The following is a 16,774-nucleotide window of genomic DNA, read 5'->3' as shown; positions in this document are numbered from 1 at the left end:
CTTACCTTACCATGGTAAAATATAAACAGAAACGAGGAGGTGCTTTATGACAGATAAAAAGAAAATCTGGTGGATTGCCGGTATCGTAGCAGCGGTTGCTGTTCTCGGGATTGGCGCATATCTATTGTTCAGCGGCGGTTCAAAACCGGAATCTGTATTGCTTTCCTACACCGATCTACTGAAAAAGAAGGACTACAAGGAAATGTATTCCCTGATCAGCAGCGATGCAAAAAAGAAATGGAAGGAAGAAGATTTTATTGCGCGAAACAAAAATATTTATGAAGGAATTGATGCATCTGATTTCACGATGGAAATCAAGGACAGTACGGACGAGGGGGATAATGGAAGCGAAATCAGCTATCATTTCCGTATGAAGAGCGCAGCCGGAACGATTGCATTTGATAACAAGGCTACTGTCATCAAGGAAGACGGTGAATATCGCATCGTATGGGACAGCTCACAGATATTCCCGCAGCTACAGGATGCGGATAAGGTGAATGTATCCATCACCGAGGGGACAAGGGGGTCGATTCTGGACCGGAAAGGAAAAGCACTGGCACAGCAGGGAAGTGTATATCAGGTTGGCTTGATTGCAGGTAAGCTGGGAAATGAGGCAGATACTGTTTCAGCCATGGCAAGGGTACTGGATGTCAGTGAGGACAGTATCAAAAAAGCACTGTCTGCATCCTGGGTACAGGCTGATATGTTTGTACCGATCAAAACGGTCACGGCAGCGAAGCGTGCGGATATCATTGAGGAGCTTAGAAAAATAGACGGTGCCTCTGTACAGGAAGCTATTGGACGCGTGTATCCGTATGGTGAAATGACAGCACATGTTACAGGCTATGTTCAAAATGTCACTGCCGAGGATTTGGAAAAGCATAAGAATGAGGGCTATACCGCAACCAGCATCATCGGTAAGAGCGGTCTGGAAAGTATTTATGAAAGCAAGCTGAAGGCGGTCAGCGGATGTAAGATCATCATTCTGGATGAAAACGGAAATCTGAAGGACACAGTCGCTGAGCAGAAGGCAAAGGACGGTCAGGATATTCGTACGACCATCGATATCGAAGCACAGCGCTCTGCCTATAATCAGCTGAAAAAGGATGCAGGAAGTGGTGTGATCATGAATTCTCGCACCGGAGAGGTGCTTGCCCTGGTCAGTACCCCGGCCTATGATCCGAATGATTTCGCAATGGGTATGGATACCAAGACATGGGATTCCCTGAACAACAATAAGCAAAAGCCGCTGTTGAACCGTTTTGTTTCCACCTATTGTCCAGGCTCCACCTTTAAAGCGATTACCGGAGCTATTGCGCTGGATTCCAAGACGATCACGCCGGATACAGCCTTTGAAAAAACAGATAAATGGCAGAAGGATTCCAGCTGGGGAAAGAATTATGTAACAACGACGCAATCCTATACCGAGCCAAGCAATCTGAAAAACGCCTATATCTATTCCGATAATATCTTCTTTGCACAGGTAGCGGATAAAATCGGTACAGAGACCTTCACAAGCTATCTTGATAAAATCGGATTCCGCAAGCAGCTGGATTTCCCATTCACAGTTGCGAAATCCACCTATGGGGATGAGCTGGAAAATGCACAGAAGCTGTCAGCAAGCGGATACGGACAGGGTGATCTGCTGATATCTCCGCTTCATCTGACTGCCCTGTATACCGCCTATGTCAATGACGGCAGCATTCTGCAGCCATATCTGGTATATGAGGATGGAAAAACAAAAACAATGGTGAAGAACGCATACAGCGCAGCTACTGCAAAAACTGTGTTTGAAGACCTGCAGGCTTCCATGTCCGGATATGGGGATAACCCTACAAACGCAGCCGGGAAAACAGGCACTGCACAGGTGAATCACGGAGAACAGGAAATCGGCTGGCTGAGTGCGGTCAATGATAACATTGCGGTAACCATTATGATTGATGATACCAAGGAGATCGGCGAAAGCCATTATGTAATACCAAAGGTACAAAGTATCTTGAACGAGGTCAAGTAGAGAGCATACGAGGTATCCGGTGCAAATCGGATACCTTTTTGTATATTACCGAAAAAAATCATAGGCTACAGGTACATTTTTTTGCAGTTTCCTGTTCATCCTTGGTGGGACACGGTATAATACAGGAGTAAACGGAGGTGGAAATATGGCATTTCGCATTGTACACTGTAATATCAATGTAACGGATTTAAACAGAAGCATCGCTTTTTACAAGCAGGCGCTGGGTCTGCAGGTTGCCAGAAAGCTGGAGGCAGAGGATGGAAGCTTCACGCTCTGTTATTTGCAGGATGACACCGGCAGCTTTCAGATTGAGCTGACTTGGCTGAAGGATCATCCGCAGCCCTATGAGCTGGGGGAGAATGAAAGTCATATTGCATTTGCAACAGACGATTTTGAAGCAGCACACCGGCTTCATGAGGATATGGGCTGTATCTGCTTTGAGAATAAAGAGATGGGCATTTATTTTATCCATGATCCGGATGACTACTGGCTCGAGGTTGTTCCGGCATAAAAAGCTGTTTGAATTTCAGCAAGCATCTGCGGATTTCTGCAGATGTTTTTTTATGTGTTTATGGATACATTCCCACTTGTTTTTCTGTGCATCCCGTGGATGAAGCGACGCGGTGAAGGCATTGCTTTTCCAAAGCTAATCTTGCTGAACGTTGACACTGACAGGTAGTATTTCTTCCTTTTATCCTATGGATAATCTTTACAATAAAGGAAAAGAGAATAAGAAAAGTATGCATAATTTAGGAGTTTTGCCCTTTCCATACGTATATAAGAGTGTATAAGAAAAAAAGGAGGCTACTACATATGGAAAAAGAGAAGAAAAGGGATTTCCCGATTCCCTTTCACAATGATGTTTTTTTCAAGTACATGTTGATTGGAGAGGATGCAGGCTCAAAAATGCTGAGAAGCAGGATTATCGAAGAAATTTACGGATTGAAGGTTCAAAGAACACAGGTGCTGAATCCGGAGCTGCTGCCGGAAGTCTTTTTCGGAAAACGGGCAGTTCTGGATGTTGTATTGGAGGATGAAGCAGGTCACCTCTATGATTTGGAAATGCAGGTATCCGGGTATACGAAGGAGGAACAGCTGCGTTTTCAGCAGTATGGCTACCGTCTGGTCGGCAGACAGCTGAAGCAGGGGGATGATTACACAAAGCTGAAGCCGTTTTATCAGATTATTTTCATGTTTGCAATGCCAAAGGATACAGGACGCATGATCCGTCACTACACGGTAAAGGATGAGGACAATCGGGAAGAGCCCAACGGTACACTGCATCGTGCCATCGTGTTTTTACCGATGATCAAACAGCGTGTAAAGGAGGTCGGAGGTGTGGAAAATCTGACGGAGTTTGAAACCTTCTGCTATGTACTTGCATATAATCCGGATGATGCTATACTAAACATGAAGAGAAGGATGGTGAATGTGGCAGTGGAAAAATACAATGAAATGCAAGAGGACGGAGCGTTATTCAGTTGGGCGGAATCGGTGGAGTTTGCACAACGTGCAGTACAGGCCAATTTGAGAGAGCAGACAGCAGAAGCTGAACGGCTGGGACTTGAGAAGGGCATTAAAGAAGGCATCGAAGAAGGGATCGAAAAAGGTCTCGAAAAAGGAAAAAGGGCAGTATTACAAACACTGATCATCCATAAATACGAAATTGACGATACTTGGGCGGAGACGTTGTCGGATGAGCAGATTGAAGATGCGGTTGTCGATCTGCTGGAATGCGATACGTATGATGCGTTAAAAGACAGGCTGAAGAATACAAAGCCAGAATAAATGTTCATAAGAAAAAGCTGAGTCCGTATTTTGGAATTCAGCTTTTTTAAATATGATGTCTATACTCTAAAGCATATTTTTACATAGTTCATTTTGAATACGTCTCTGACTTACTGACGTGCTCTTTTTCTTTTTGCGGTTACTGCCGCCATGCCTGCACCGGATGTCAATAACGCAATCAGTAGCAGACCTGTAGAAGTCGCATCCGCGGTATTCGGCGCTCCTTCCTGATTAGTCAGCGTGGATGCTTCCAGCTTCTTATCAGCTTTATCAGCTATGGTAACCTTTGTTTCTGCATAATTTCCATCATCATAGGTAAAACGAACCGTGTAGCTTCCCTTTTTCAATGTTTCCAGATACTCCGGCTTCAGAGTCAATACCGTACTTCCGGATGTCAGCGTATAGGAGTCAGCGCTGATTGCGCTCCCGTTGATGAAAATACCATAAAGCTCTCTCAGCTCTCCGGAGCAAATCAGTTCAAGAGGCTTGTTGCTTCCTTTTTCATAGGTTTGGTTTCCTTTTTCGATAACAGGGTTTGCTGCTGTTCTCCTATGGATTGCCCACTTACTGCCTGAAGTATCAACCTTCAGTATTTCACGACCTGTCGTATATTGTCCCTCAATGATAATACCCATAGCTTCATTGGACGTTTCTAACGGTGTTCCACTAAATTCTATTTGCATGCTACTGCTGCCTTCCGCAACATCATAAACCGTTGTAACCTGCATTCCTTTTGGTAAAGGAAAGAACCAGGAAGAGATATCCGTGCCTTTGGCAAGCTTATGAAAGGCTGCATTTTCCAATGTAATCGTGCCGTAGCTTGCGATTTTTTCATTCACATAGCCGGTAACATTCATATTGTCCAGCGTTGCCTTTTCCTCAGTAGAAACCGCTGTACCATACAGCTCGATTGTCGTATCTTTATGGATATTCATAAGACTCAGTGTATACATCGTATTTTCATCACCAAACATCCGCATGTTGCGTTTTTCACCATTAACAATCGCATACGGCTCTGTTTTAAATGCTTTCTTATCCTCAGCCTCCACCGTGAGAATTACATGATCCAGTGGTGTTATTCCCTCTTCCTTTTCTGCCGTAATGCTTGCATTTACCAAGTTATCCCTGTTCAGAATCAATTTAGAAGAAGTCAGGACGGCTGCTGCTCCCCTTATTTTGATTGTGTAAGAAGCAGGCGGTGTGCTGCCGAATACAGAGACCTTGTAATAGCAAACCATAGCGGTACTATCACTTTTCCTTAATACAGACACATAAGAATTATCAGCACTGGCAAGCGGACTGTCCGCAAAGTAATAACCGTCCTTCGCCTTGACAACAAGGGTAAGCGAGCCATCCGCTGCGGTTTCTAAGGAGGCTTCCGCATTTTTCAACTCTGCTGTGTCCAAAGATGCCGCAGGAGCCGCTTTATCCTGTGCTGTGTCCTGCGCTGTTTGCGGTGTTTCCACTGGTTCTTCCACTGCATGGATGCGCACACCACCGTACAGCATAAACACCATAGCCAGCGCCATACAGGATGCCCCTGTTTTTTCTAACATTTTTCTTTTCATATACTTGTCCCTTCCGACAGCTTTTCACTGTCTCCTCGTATTCCTTTTGTAATAAGCGTAAAGCGTTGTATGACACTGCATCTGCTTAACGCGCTTCCTTATCGATGGCCAAAACGCCGCTTACCATTCTTTTCAAACAGATTCTCATAAGGCTTCCTCCTCTCTGTTCAACCATGAAGGCTGCATCACCACAGTATCCATGAATGCTTACAGGTAGAAATTCCACCTGGAATTATTCTATATATATCATAATATCTCAGAGGGATAATAGCGATACAGCACGCCCTTTCTTGAACAAATCTTGAACAGTTTATCACGCAGAAGTCACATTTATCAGATATAAAACACATCTGCATGCATATCCTGAGAAATTCGCTTCAACATAAGAGAAGATGGATTCTTCCGAATCCATGCCATGCAGCGTTACCGACGAAGAACAGACAGGTAAACATTCCTTGTGCAAACATCTTGAAAATTTGGTGTTCTGGTCCTATAATGTACAGGAAAAGCGAGGTTCTATGAAAAAACTAACACTGGAAAACTGGCAGGAGCTGCAGCCGTATATCGCACTTGCCGATTATCATGAATACAATTCCAATACGATGACCATGCTGATGTGGACCAGCATGTATGAAGTCCATTTTGAAACCCATCCCAATTATGCCATCGCTTACACCTGTATGCCTCAGCGTGAACCGGTATGGCTGATGCCGTACTGCACAAGGGACCATCGATTAGAGGCTGTCGATGCAATCCGTATGTATTCTCAAAAGCACGGGATTGCCTTTGAAATTCACTCTATGACCAAGGAATTTAAAAACTGGCTGATGGATACCTATCCGATGGAATTTCTAGTATGGGACTGCTATGACGCAAGAGACTATGTATATGACCGCAAGCAGCAGGAAACCTTATCCGGCAAGAAGATGCAAAAGCGCAGAAATCATTTTCATGCCTTTTTAAAGCAGTATGAAGGACGCTTTGTATACTGTGAGCTTGATGAAAGCACCCGGGAGGATGTCTATGCCTTCCTGCGTTACTGGCAATCCTTCAAGGACGCAGATGACAGCATATCCGCAGAGGATACCGGAATTCATCTGTTGCTGGAGCATTTGCATGAGCTGCCTATCGAGGGTGGTTGTATCTATATTGACGGCAGGCTGGAAGCATTTAACATCGCATCCCGTCTGTCGAAGGATATGATTCAGATTCATGTGGAAAAAGCGAATCGTGAAATTCGCGGCTTGTACATCGCAATTCTAAAGCTGTATCTGGAAACACTGGAGGAGGACATCGTATATGTCAACCGCGAGGATGACATGGGACTGCCTAAGCTGCGCAAGGCGAAGACAGATATGCAGCCGGTGTGTAAAATCCAGAAATTCGGAAGTGCACGCCAGACATTGCGTATCCAGCAGGCTGATGCTTCCTGGACAAAGAAAATCCGCTCCTTATGGGAACAGCAGTTTCAGGAGGAAACAACAGAAAGTACGCAGTTTTATTTTGAACGCCTGTATCGGGAAGAGGACTGCCTTCTTCTGGTAAGTGAGGAGGAGCTGATCTGTATGCTGCAGCTTCGTCCCATGACAATCGTACTGGAGGGAAAGGATGTGCTTGTACCATTTGTTGTAGGAGTCGCCACCAATCCGGAGTATGAGGGCTGCGGCTATATGGGCATGCTGCTGCGGCATGCTTTAAAGGCAGTACAAAGGAGCGCTCCGTTTGTGCTGTTACAAGCTTATAACTGGGATTTGTATAAGAGCTTTGGATTTATCGAGCAGTACCACCGTGTTCGCTGGAAGCTGAAAAAGCAGAATGACGTTACAGTTTGCGGCACATGGAAACAGGCAGAGGATGCACAGGCTCTTGTGTCCCTGTATCTACAGTTCTGTGAACATAAAAACGGGTGGCGCCGTCGCGATCTGGCATACTATAAGAATCAGTTTCTTCCCAATGCCGCAATCTGGAAGCAGAAGGTCAGGATCTATATGGAAAATGAGCAGCCAAAGGGTTATATCGTACAGGAGGAAACGGCAGAGGAGCTTCATATCCGTGAGTGTATCTATGCGGATGCGGAGAGTCTGCAGCATATGCTACAGCATTTTGCCCAGGAAGAAAGAACAGTTTATGTCGATCTGGATACAGAAGCACAGGTGGAGGGACGCAGTAAGCTGGAAACCTGCATGATGGTAAAGCAGCTTCAGGAACAGTCCTTTCCACAGGATCGCCTGTTTATACGAGAGGAATTGTAACCAGCTGCATCCCCTAACATGCAGAACGATGCCCCCTCAAGATAGTGCATGCAGGAAACAGGTATCTGAGAAAGCCTGCAAAGCGTTATTCTGCATAAAGCAATGCATGTAGAAAATATCAACAGCTGTACAGCGAAAAGAAAAGGAAATCGCAATCCTGCCCTTATCCGGCAATGGAAGGAGATTCCCTTTTTTTACATATAGCCTCTGTTCTTATTTACGCTTCCTTTAAAAGCTCTTTCAGCTTTTCCACAGCCTCTGCAAAGCTGTGTACAAAATACCCGTGCTTCAGGATTGCCCCCAGAACATAATGATTCATCCCCATCGTCGGCACATCATAGCGATTGGCAGACTGCAAACGGATATCACTGTTGATACCGATAATGATGTTCGTATCCGATTTGATTGCGATACCAAGCTCCACCATGACACCGGCATCCTCATTGGTCAAATCCGCTATGAATATATCACACGCCTCAACAGCCTGTGTGTCTCCCTCATAAATCATTTCCGGTGTCGGCAGGGATTGTTTATCCTCATTAAACGGCTGGTCAATCGGATTAAAAATATCCAGCTGTGGAAATTCCCTTCGTAAAATAACACCCTCCATTTTTCGCTGGGCAACCTCTGCCTCATTAAACAGCGATCCTGCTACATAAACCTTCCACATACGTATCACTCCTTCTCTTTCCAAAGTGCATTATACTATAAGATACAGCTTTTCGTAAACGATAATCCCCATCCTGTTTTCTGCGTGCTTTCTGCACGATAGCTGCGTATAAAATCACTTGCAGCTTTACACTATCTGCCTACGCCCTGTTCGTTGTACCGCTTTTAAACACGGTATGGCAAGTAGGCTCCCTGTTCATAATAGAGGGGGACAAATATGCGCAGTTGCTTGTCTCTTCTGCTTTCTTTATACTATATACAGGTCATGACCTACTGCCTGGATTTTCCGCACTGACGCCGTGGTCCTCCCTTTTACATGTGTGGAAAATCCGGCAGCTTCATTGAGCGCAGGACCTGATTTTACAGGAAATATGTTCCCTTTGGACTTCCTATGTATATCCTGTATATTTTTTCATCACCATATGTAAAAAAGTGCGCAAATTGCATAAAACCCATAAAAAACATGATACAATGAATTCAAAGGAAGGTGGTATAGTATGAAAGGCTATCAGCTGAAAATCACCCTGAAGGGTACGTCGCCTCCCGTGTGGCGCCGTATCTGGATTCCGGCAGATATGACATTCAGAAACCTGCATGAGGCTATCCAATATGTATTTGGATGGATGGATTATCATTTATATGATTTTGAAATTGCCAAAGAGCATGTCAAGATTCTGTGCGATGACGGAGAACCCTTTCGGTTTGAAAGGGATACGGTTTTTAAGGATATGGATACACCGCTGCATACCTATCTGAAGGAAAAGATGAAGCTTCTATATACCTATGATTATGGGGATAACTGGGAGCATATCATTCTGGTGGAAAAGGAAAGCGAGGAAGCACAGTCCCAGATCAAGCTTCTGAAATGGAAGCAGGATAATCTTGCGGAGGATGCCGGGAATGTGTACGGCTATCAGGAAATCGTTGCGATTGCAGCGGATGAAACAAATGAAGATCATGAAAAAATGAAGGACTGGCTGGAAATGCAGCATATCCCCTTTGATGAGGAGATGGTAAAGGAGAGTCTTTCTTCTATTTCTCAGGAGGATATGTATTTCACATTGAGTCAGGAGGCCGGAATGGTTCTCAATGAAGCTCTTGCCAGCTTTATCGACCAGCTGGATAAGATGGAGCTTCCCGGTATGAGTCTGATAACAGCAGATGATCAGGATACAAAAAAGGTACTTGTAGTCGCACAGTATGAGGAAGGCTATAATATGCAGCTGTACGAGAATGAGACAGACTATATGCGCGGTGTGGAGAGTACCCCAGAGCTGCCCGGCTATAATCTGTATGCCAACGGTGTGAGCATCATCTGTCTGGATCAGGGCTTTCAAAAGGGAGATGGCTGGGTAAGTGAGGATGGTACCTGTATTGTCAAAATCATGCAGACCGGCTATCTACCTATGGATCCGGATGATGAGGCTGCCTATGCTATTGCGAATGACCTTCACGATTTTCTGGATATCCTGCAGACCTGCGGTCATCGCAATTTACCGGATTATGATGAGGGGCACATGCTGGCAGGAACATGGAAAAAGGATGGCACACTGGATATCAGTTATCCGGAAATCCGCATGATCAATGACAGTATCACGCTGCATCTGCGACAGGATCAGGCTGCTAAACTGAAAAAGAAGAAAAAAACGATCAAGGAGCTGCGTGTTGATCTGATCGCAGATTTATTAGATAATGTAACAGCTATTCGCCTGCCCCTGTACCTGGCTCTTGAAAATGAGGATTATCAGCTGAAAATACCGCTGGATGATGAGAGCTATCGCGGATTTGAGGAAATGAATGAAAGCGTCGTATCCTTAATATGCGGATTTATGGAAGAGTTTGGTAGGATCAATACAATCATCGTGAATAATGATAATATGGCACAGATGCTCAGCGGACTTTGCGAGGATTTATCAATAAAGCTGCGGATTGAAGACTTTATGAGTGAAGCACAGAAGCTCATTATGGAGGAGGATCTGCATCATGACTTTGAAATGCTGAATACGCTGGCAGGGATGAGTGAGGAGGAGTTTTATCAGTTTCTCGATCAGCTCGATGAGCAGCAGCTGGAGGGCTTTAGCCAGATGATTGAACAGTATATGGATAAATACGGATTGGACAGTGAGCATGACAGTCCGCTTCCGATACGTAAGGCAAAAAAGCACTTTGATGCCTGAGTGGCCTGTACGCAGACATCCTCACTGCAATTCTTACGAAGTATTTCATAGAGAACAAAACAATAAGAAAGGAATTCGGGATTGCTCTGTATCACGGCATACAGATATCTGATACTTTTCGAGAGGAACGCATAGCATTTCTTTCTGCGAGCTGACAGATAGTATAAAAACAAGCCTTCATTCAGACAGTCCCGGATACGCTTTCAACAATCAAAACATATAAAAAGGAGCAATTCTATCGCTTTATCAGCGATGAATTTGCCCCTTTTTGCTTTTATGCTATATGTCTTCTTCGATCATACACAATGCACAGAAGCGATTGCCCTTTGCTGCTTCCCATCAGAACAAAGCAAGCCTATCCATTTCCGCCATTCTCATTGCGTTGCTGCAAATGGTTCAAAGTGCATAAAACGCCAACGTATGGAGTGATGAAACACCCCTCACTGAGACTGCTCCTCATCTATCTGGCTGCGTAAGCTGATGGCATCAAAACATCAGGAAATGGCTTTCGCTGTCGTGATGGTGCCCTATCTGTTAAGCGACAGTTTAAAACTTAAAGCCCTCATTATAGTAATCCTGCAGCTGCTTTTGATATTGCTGCGGCGTTACGTTACAGATTTCACGGAAGTCATGAATGAAATGCGCCTGATCATAAAAGCCGCACTGCTGGGCAATAGCAGTCAAAGAAAGACTTTGCTGCTTCAAAAGATTAACCGCCTGATTGATCCGCTGTATTTTCTGTATGGTTTTCATACTGCAGCCCAGACGCTGCTGTACCAGTCGCTGCAAATGCCGGCGGCTGTAGCCGAAGCTGTCCATCACATCCGCAATACGCTCATTGCTGGAAAGTCCCTGCATGAGGGATTTCATAGCATCATCCTCCTTGCTCATCATGGATAAAAAGATGGTATCGAGCTGCTGAAAAAATGCCGCTTCCCCTTCCGCTTTGCCATAGGCCTCTGTAATCAACGCATGACAGCGGGGATTCACCTGCTTCAGCTCGATGCGTATATCACGATATGGATATTGCGCTGTGGAGAATAATGCATGAGAACCGGAGGGGCGAAATTCCACAAAATACTGTACCTGATCCTCCCCCTTCTCTCTTTGAACGGTCACCATTCTGGTTGTCGGTCCCCAGTATTTCAGATCCAGACCTTCATCCGCCTGCATATTCATGACGATACAGCCGCTGATATCCGGAACCAGATGCAGCTGCTCAGTTTTCATGTAGTGGCTGTGACAAATTGTATAATGTGCAATATAGGGACGCAGCAAAGGATGTGGCAGCAGGTACGTATGGGTATCGGTTTTCCACAGACAAGCCTGAATATCCTGCTTCAGCTTCATATTATTTTTCAATATACTGTATCGCGATACAGTCCAGTCCGGTATGTGCTGCAATCACGGCGCTGATGGTATTGATTCGGATAGTAAGCCGGCTGTTTCGTTTTTGCAGCTCTTCGCGAATATCCTCTGCCTTTTGCAGGCAGTCGGAATGAATCACATATACGTAGCCTTCCCTTCCTGCCAGCTTTTCACTGATTGTATCCACTGCATGAGCAGCTGCCTTTTTCTCTGTGCGAACCTTTTCAAGCACATCGATTTTTCCTTGCGTGGAGGGATCAATGATAAGTACCGGCTTAATTTTCAAAAGACTTGCGGCTGCGGCTGCCAGCGGAGTCAACCGTCCGCCCCGTTTCAGATGCTGAATATCATTGGGCAGAATCAGTGTTCCACTCGTCCTGATCAGATTGCTCAGCAGCTCTTTGATCTCAGCACCGTTTTTTCCCTCATCTGCATATCGTTTTGCCAGCAGTGCTTCATGCCCCTGCAAATCGCAGGTCGTAAAATCCTCTATATGAATTACGGGTATGCCGATTTCTCTTGCCATCACCTGAATGGTGTTGAAGGTCGATGACAGCCCGGAGGATAAGGGTACCGATACAATCTCATCATATCCCTGCTCCTTGATTGTACGAAGTGTAGCCTCGATAACACTGCCAAGTGGCATACTCGTTTTCGGAGTATGCTGTTTACGCAGAGCTTCATATACTTCCTCCGTGCTGATATCCACTCCATCCTGATAGGAGCGTTCTTCATCAATCACCTGCAGCGGGAGAAGGAAGATTCCCAGCTCCTGTGCCTGCTGCATTGTCATGGCACTTCCACTATCCGTCAAAATTGCTGTTTTCATATCCTGACACCTCTTTCGTATGCTTACGTATTCATAAGACACTCCTATTTTACACCAAATTACTCGGAAATGAAAATTAAACTTTGCTTAGTCTGTAAAAGAGAAAGCATATGAGCTTCTTAACTAAATACTTCAAAAAATCGTGTAGTTTCTATAAGAAAACATCACACCGAACCCTGTACGTTTATCTCGGCAGGATTCTTCTGTGTACATTACTGCCTTTCCACATACACACTTTAGCGAATCCCCCTGTTTTCACCTTTTCCTTTCTCCTATTCTGCTGCACACTCATATCCACTGTGTATTCCTCCGTCATTTTGACAATCGCTCTCGCTTGTTTTATGATATGCACGTGAGATAGCAATCACGTTCGATCAAGCGTTTTATTATCTGTGGTAGAAAGGAGTACAGATATTCCTTATATATCTGATAGTGAAGCAACATGAAATATTTATGGAAGGGTTCCTTTGTAGACAAGGAGGATATCCACATCGATCTGCATGATCGCGGGTATCAGTTTGGTGATGGCATCTACGAGGTTACGCATGTTTACAATGGTGTGTTATTTGCACTGGACGAGCATATCGACAGATTGATAAACAGTGCTGCCTTTATCGAATTGAATTTACGGCATACAAAGGATGAAATCGCTACATTCTGTAGAGGACTTGTAGAACAGAATCACATTGAAAACGGGTATATTTACCTGCAGGTAACCCGTGGAGATGGAACGCTGCGCAATCATGGATTCCTCATGTACGAGGAACAGCAGCCGGTATTCTGCGGCTTTGCGCAAAGCAGTACGCGCAGTGAAGAAAAGATGGTCAAGGGGGCCGATGCAATAACAGTGGAGGATCGCCGTTCTCTCATGTGTAATGTGAAGTCACTGAATCTGCTACCAAACTGTCTGGCCAAGCATGCGGCACAGAAAAAAGGTGTCAGCAAGGCAATCATGGTGCGTGACAATATCGTTACAGAGGAAAAGTCCGGCAATATTTTCATCGTAAAGGATGGCGTAGTCCTTACGCATCCCAATGGTGGGAAAATTCTTCCGGGTATCACGAAAAAGCTGATCATCGAGCTTCTTCATCAACACAATATTCCGATATGGGAAAAGGAATTTAGTGAGGAAGAACTGCTGCATGCGGATGAGGTCATGGTAACAGACACCAACAGTGAAATTGTTCCTGTTATCAAAGTCAATGATATCATGATCGGGAATGGTGTCCGTGGTGAAATAACCAAAAACATCCAAATGCTCTACAAATCCCTAATTGAAGAGAAATGTGGTAAACTGTAAGAGAATGTAATCACTACGGGGAAGAAACGAAACAATGTTTCTTCCTTTTTTCCATCAGGAGGGTTTATGAAAAAATCAAGAAGAAGTCAGCTGCTGCAGCATATCGCAGAAATCACATCCATCGCTATTGCGAATAAAGAATATACTGGTATCAATACCGACGCCTTTACCATCAGTCTCGATCTGAATCTTGACCGTGCCAATGTCAGTCGTATGCTGAATGATCTGTGGCGCGAGAATGTTCTGATTAAAATACAGGGACGCCCCACCTTTTATCTGCACCGTAAAACACTACTGAAGCGCTATCCCAATTCCTATATACCTGCGCTCATTCCTAAAAATGAAGAGCTTGCCGCTTATTTGGAGCATTCGCTTGCACTTTCTCAGGAAACAGCGCAGGAAGCGTTCACCAGCTGCATCGGGCATTCCATCCGAGAGAGCATGTACCCCATCATAGAGGATATCAAGGTATTTCTCACCTATCCGCAGACCATGCGCTCCATCATGATCTGTGGTCCGCATAAAACTGGAAAGCATCATCTATTACGCTGTATCCTGCAATATCTGAAAATCGAAACAGAACAGCTACTTCATATTGACTGCGCAGCAATCGCGTTGGGCAAGCTGACAATTTCTGATATTATGCAGCGAATCGATACAAGCCTTGATCAGGAAAAAAACAACATCATCCTGTTTGAAAACCTGGATGCTCTCACGGAATTTCCTGCAAGCATTACGACGATGGAAACCTTGCTCCGCTTTTATCAGCGAATGGCAGAGAACAATGAGCTGAATCTGCTATTTCTTGCCGTGACTGCAATGAATGAACGCTTTCTGCAGCTGCAAAAGCTGTTTCAGAAGGTATATAAGCTCCCTGATTTGAATAGCAGAACATTGAAGGAAAAATATGAGTTTGTGTTATATTTCATGCAAAATGAAGCGGATGCAATCGGTAAAACGATTTCTCTATCCTCCTCCATTCTAAATTGCTTTGCGACAGCGTGCTATCCCGGGAATCTACAGAATCTGATGCAGGAGCTGCGACATGCCCTTTCCTATGCATACATACAGTCCTCACATCATAAGGAAACCTTTATCACCATTGATTATCAGCATCTTTCAGATGAACTGCTTGCCAGTATCCGCAATGTATCCGATATACTTCCCATCATAGAAAGCATCACCTCCACACTACAGGAAAAAAATCACTTTCTGATCCCGGAGACAGAATGCATTCCCCTACAAAAGCTGCTGCACAGCTGTATTCAGGAGGATGGTATCCTGCAGGTATTCACACACCGGGAACCAAGACTGTCCGAATACTGTAAGCAGGAGCTGCGCAATGCCGCAAAGCTGGAAATCAATCAGCTGTATTCGCTATCCTTGCAGAAGATACGGGACTGCATCCAGCAGGTTTTGGATAAACATGCCTTCATAATACAGGAAAAGCAGCTGGATAAGCTGTGCATACGTATGAACAATCTATTTTCCATATTGAAGCATCACGCCTATTCCGCCGCATTCCTCCCTGATGTGGATATGCAGGATACTGCGATACGCTTGCTTTGTGAGGATATATGTGAAGCACTGAAGCAAACCTTTGACAGAAAGCTTCCGGATATGGAGCAGCTGTTCATGTATTGTTATCTGCTGTATTCCAGAGAATATCACAAAAAGGGCAGCATCGCTGTTTTGGTTGCCTGCCAGGGTGAGGGAATCGCTGAAAAATATGCCACTCATGTAAATACTATGAAGTACCAGGTGAAATGCCAATACATCGATGAAACAGGAACCGCATCCACAAGAAATCTGACAGCCTTTCTCAGTATTGTTGTGGATAAGGTAAGGGAAATTGATGAGGGAAGCGGTGTTGTTATTATTACCGATTTCAATCCACTGCTTGATTTTGATTCCGAAATTCGCAGCAGTACAGACATTGAAACGGTGACGCTTTCGCCAACCTCGCTTCCGCTTTTGATTCAGGTGATGAATATGGTGAACAATCCAGCAACACAGCTGGAAGATATACGGAATTATGACTATGGAACTGCGCTGCAGATACCACAGAGCGATTCGGCAGGCTTTGGTATTGAGATACAGAAAACGCTGGATGATGTAGCGGATAAAATCCTATCGGAATCTCTTGTATTCCTGAATCCAAAGAAAGCCACAATGGCATTGTTTCGGGTATTGATGCAGATTTATGAGGATCTTGGACTAAATTATACCGATGAAATCTCAATTCGTTTTATTTTTCACAGTGCATTTATGATTGAGCGTGTAATTCGTAGAGAACCATTGATCTATAAAAATACAAACAGTATCATTTCCACAAACCGTGAGGTTTATTCTTCCATTGACCGTAACATGGAGCTGGTGAATGATGTATTCGGCATCAGCATTCCATCCAGCGAAATTGCACGACTTTCTGAAATTTTTGTTGATCTTATCGATGGCTGTGAACAGGAGGAATGTAGGACAGACATGGACTGATTCCAGCTAAAGTTATCATAACCCTCTGATACCGATTGCGCTTATTGTTCTGATAGCGCTGTTATCATTTACAGATAAATCATATTATTAAGGCAATTCCTAATAAGCCCCTTGTAAAAAGGCTGATCCTAAAAAGATCAGCCTTTTATCTCCCATCCCTTTTCCTATCATCATGTTTTAAATATGTTTTCTATAACTTCCAATATTATGATAAGTTCTCCCTTATTGCAGATCATGCAGACTGCTCTTGCTTAATTCTTTACCTTAACACCGTATAGGCAGCATACCTTCGTAATCACTGCAGCATTGTCAAACA

At 44.4% G+C, this 16,774-nt stretch carries 11 protein-coding genes; 7 read left to right on the top strand and 4 right to left on the bottom strand.

The annotated features are described in order from the left end of the window. Positions 1–46 precede the first annotated feature (46 nt). The 3 genes from NE665_RS12610 (at position 47) to NE665_RS12600 (ending at position 3,802) form a co-directional block, all read left to right on the top strand. A complete protein-coding gene (locus tag NE665_RS12610; protein ID WP_117443416.1) occupies positions 47–2,014 on the top strand; it encodes a penicillin-binding transpeptidase domain-containing protein in 1,968 nt (655 codons plus the stop codon). Between the two features lie 145 nt (positions 2,015–2,159). Further along, on the top strand, positions 2,160–2,525 hold the full coding sequence (locus NE665_RS12605; protein ID WP_117443417.1) for a VOC family protein: 366 nt from the start codon (positions 2,160–2,162) through the stop codon (positions 2,523–2,525). 302 nt (positions 2,526–2,827) lie between these two features. Next, positions 2,828–3,802 carry an Rpn family recombination-promoting nuclease/putative transposase gene (locus NE665_RS12600; protein ID WP_117443418.1) on the top strand — a complete coding sequence of 325 codons (975 nt, stop codon included), beginning with the start codon at positions 2,828–2,830 and terminating at the stop codon, positions 3,800–3,802. A 110-nt stretch (positions 3,803–3,912) separates the two neighbouring features. On the opposite strand, the gene NE665_RS12595 is transcribed toward NE665_RS12600, so the two are convergent. Further along, positions 3,913–5,370, bottom strand: a complete 1,458-nt coding sequence (locus NE665_RS12595; RefSeq protein ID WP_233104660.1) for a hypothetical protein — start codon at positions 5,368–5,370, stop codon at positions 3,913–3,915. Between the two features lie 518 nt (positions 5,371–5,888). Between NE665_RS12595 and NE665_RS12590 the strand changes: the two genes are divergently transcribed. Further along, positions 5,889–7,622, top strand: coding sequence for a GNAT family N-acetyltransferase (locus NE665_RS12590; protein ID WP_117443454.1), 1,734 nt, complete (start codon positions 5,889–5,891; stop codon positions 7,620–7,622). 217 nt (positions 7,623–7,839) lie between these two features. Here NE665_RS12590 and NE665_RS12585 read toward each other — a convergent pair whose 3' ends face one another. Next, complete coding sequence (locus NE665_RS12585) at positions 7,840–8,292, bottom strand: nucleoside 2-deoxyribosyltransferase (RefSeq protein WP_117443419.1); 453 nt, start codon at positions 8,290–8,292, stop codon at positions 7,840–7,842. A gap of 496 nt (positions 8,293–8,788) precedes the next feature. On the opposite strand from NE665_RS12585, the gene NE665_RS12580 reads away from it, so the two are divergent. After that, positions 8,789–10,468 (top strand): plasmid pRiA4b ORF-3 family protein, encoded by a 1,680-nt coding sequence (locus NE665_RS12580; RefSeq protein ID WP_117443420.1) that lies wholly within the window; start codon positions 8,789–8,791, stop codon positions 10,466–10,468. A gap of 546 nt (positions 10,469–11,014) precedes the next feature. Here NE665_RS12580 and NE665_RS12575 read toward each other — a convergent pair. Beyond that, positions 11,015–11,818, bottom strand: coding sequence for a helix-turn-helix transcriptional regulator (locus NE665_RS12575; RefSeq protein ID WP_117443421.1), 804 nt, complete (start codon positions 11,816–11,818; stop codon positions 11,015–11,017). Position 11,819: 1 nt separating this feature from the next. After that, complete coding sequence (locus tag NE665_RS12570) at positions 11,820–12,665, bottom strand: DegV family protein (protein ID WP_117443422.1); 846 nt, start codon at positions 12,663–12,665, stop codon at positions 11,820–11,822. A gap of 442 nt (positions 12,666–13,107) precedes the next feature. On the opposite strand from NE665_RS12570, the gene dat reads away from it, so the two are divergent. Then, positions 13,108–13,965 (top strand): D-amino-acid transaminase, encoded by an 858-nt coding sequence (gene dat, locus NE665_RS12565; RefSeq protein ID WP_117443423.1) that lies wholly within the window; start codon positions 13,108–13,110, stop codon positions 13,963–13,965. 66 nt (positions 13,966–14,031) lie between these two features. Continuing rightward, a complete protein-coding gene (locus NE665_RS12560; protein ID WP_118654639.1) occupies positions 14,032–16,458 on the top strand; it encodes a PRD domain-containing protein in 2,427 nt (808 codons plus the stop codon). Positions 16,459–16,774: the final 316 nt, after the last annotated feature.

It is taken from the genome of Clostridium sp. DFI.1.208, from assembly GCF_024463855.1.
Taxonomy (GTDB): Bacteria; Bacillota_I; Bacilli_A; order Erysipelotrichales; family Erysipelotrichaceae; genus Clostridium_AQ.
This window is presented reverse-complemented; position numbering and strand designations above follow the sequence as displayed.

What these genes read in the sequence shown, in the direction of transcription:
- NE665_RS12610 (WP_117443416.1), top strand. Translation starts at nt 47, where the DNA reads ATGACAGATAAAAAGAAAATCTGGTGGATTGCCGGTATCGTAGCAGCG.
- NE665_RS12605 (WP_117443417.1), top strand. Translation starts at nt 2,160, where the DNA reads ATGGCATTTCGCATTGTACACTGTAATATCAATGTAACGGATTTAAAC.
- NE665_RS12600 (WP_117443418.1), top strand. Translation starts at nt 2,828, where the DNA reads ATGGAAAAAGAGAAGAAAAGGGATTTCCCGATTCCCTTTCACAATGAT.
- NE665_RS12595 (WP_233104660.1), bottom strand. Translation starts at nt 5,370, where the DNA reads ATGAAAAGAAAAATGTTAGAAAAAACAGGGGCATCCTGTATGGCGCTG.
- NE665_RS12590 (WP_117443454.1), top strand. Translation starts at nt 5,889, where the DNA reads ATGAAAAAACTAACACTGGAAAACTGGCAGGAGCTGCAGCCGTATATC.
- NE665_RS12585 (WP_117443419.1), bottom strand. Translation starts at nt 8,292, where the DNA reads ATGTGGAAGGTTTATGTAGCAGGATCGCTGTTTAATGAGGCAGAGGTT.
- NE665_RS12580 (WP_117443420.1), top strand. Translation starts at nt 8,789, where the DNA reads ATGAAAGGCTATCAGCTGAAAATCACCCTGAAGGGTACGTCGCCTCCC.
- NE665_RS12575 (WP_117443421.1), bottom strand. Translation starts at nt 11,818, where the DNA reads ATGAAGCTGAAGCAGGATATTCAGGCTTGTCTGTGGAAAACCGATACC.
- NE665_RS12570 (WP_117443422.1), bottom strand. Translation starts at nt 12,665, where the DNA reads ATGAAAACAGCAATTTTGACGGATAGTGGAAGTGCCATGACAATGCAG.
- dat (WP_117443423.1), top strand. Translation starts at nt 13,108, where the DNA reads ATGAAATATTTATGGAAGGGTTCCTTTGTAGACAAGGAGGATATCCAC.
- NE665_RS12560 (WP_118654639.1), top strand. Translation starts at nt 14,032, where the DNA reads ATGAAAAAATCAAGAAGAAGTCAGCTGCTGCAGCATATCGCAGAAATC.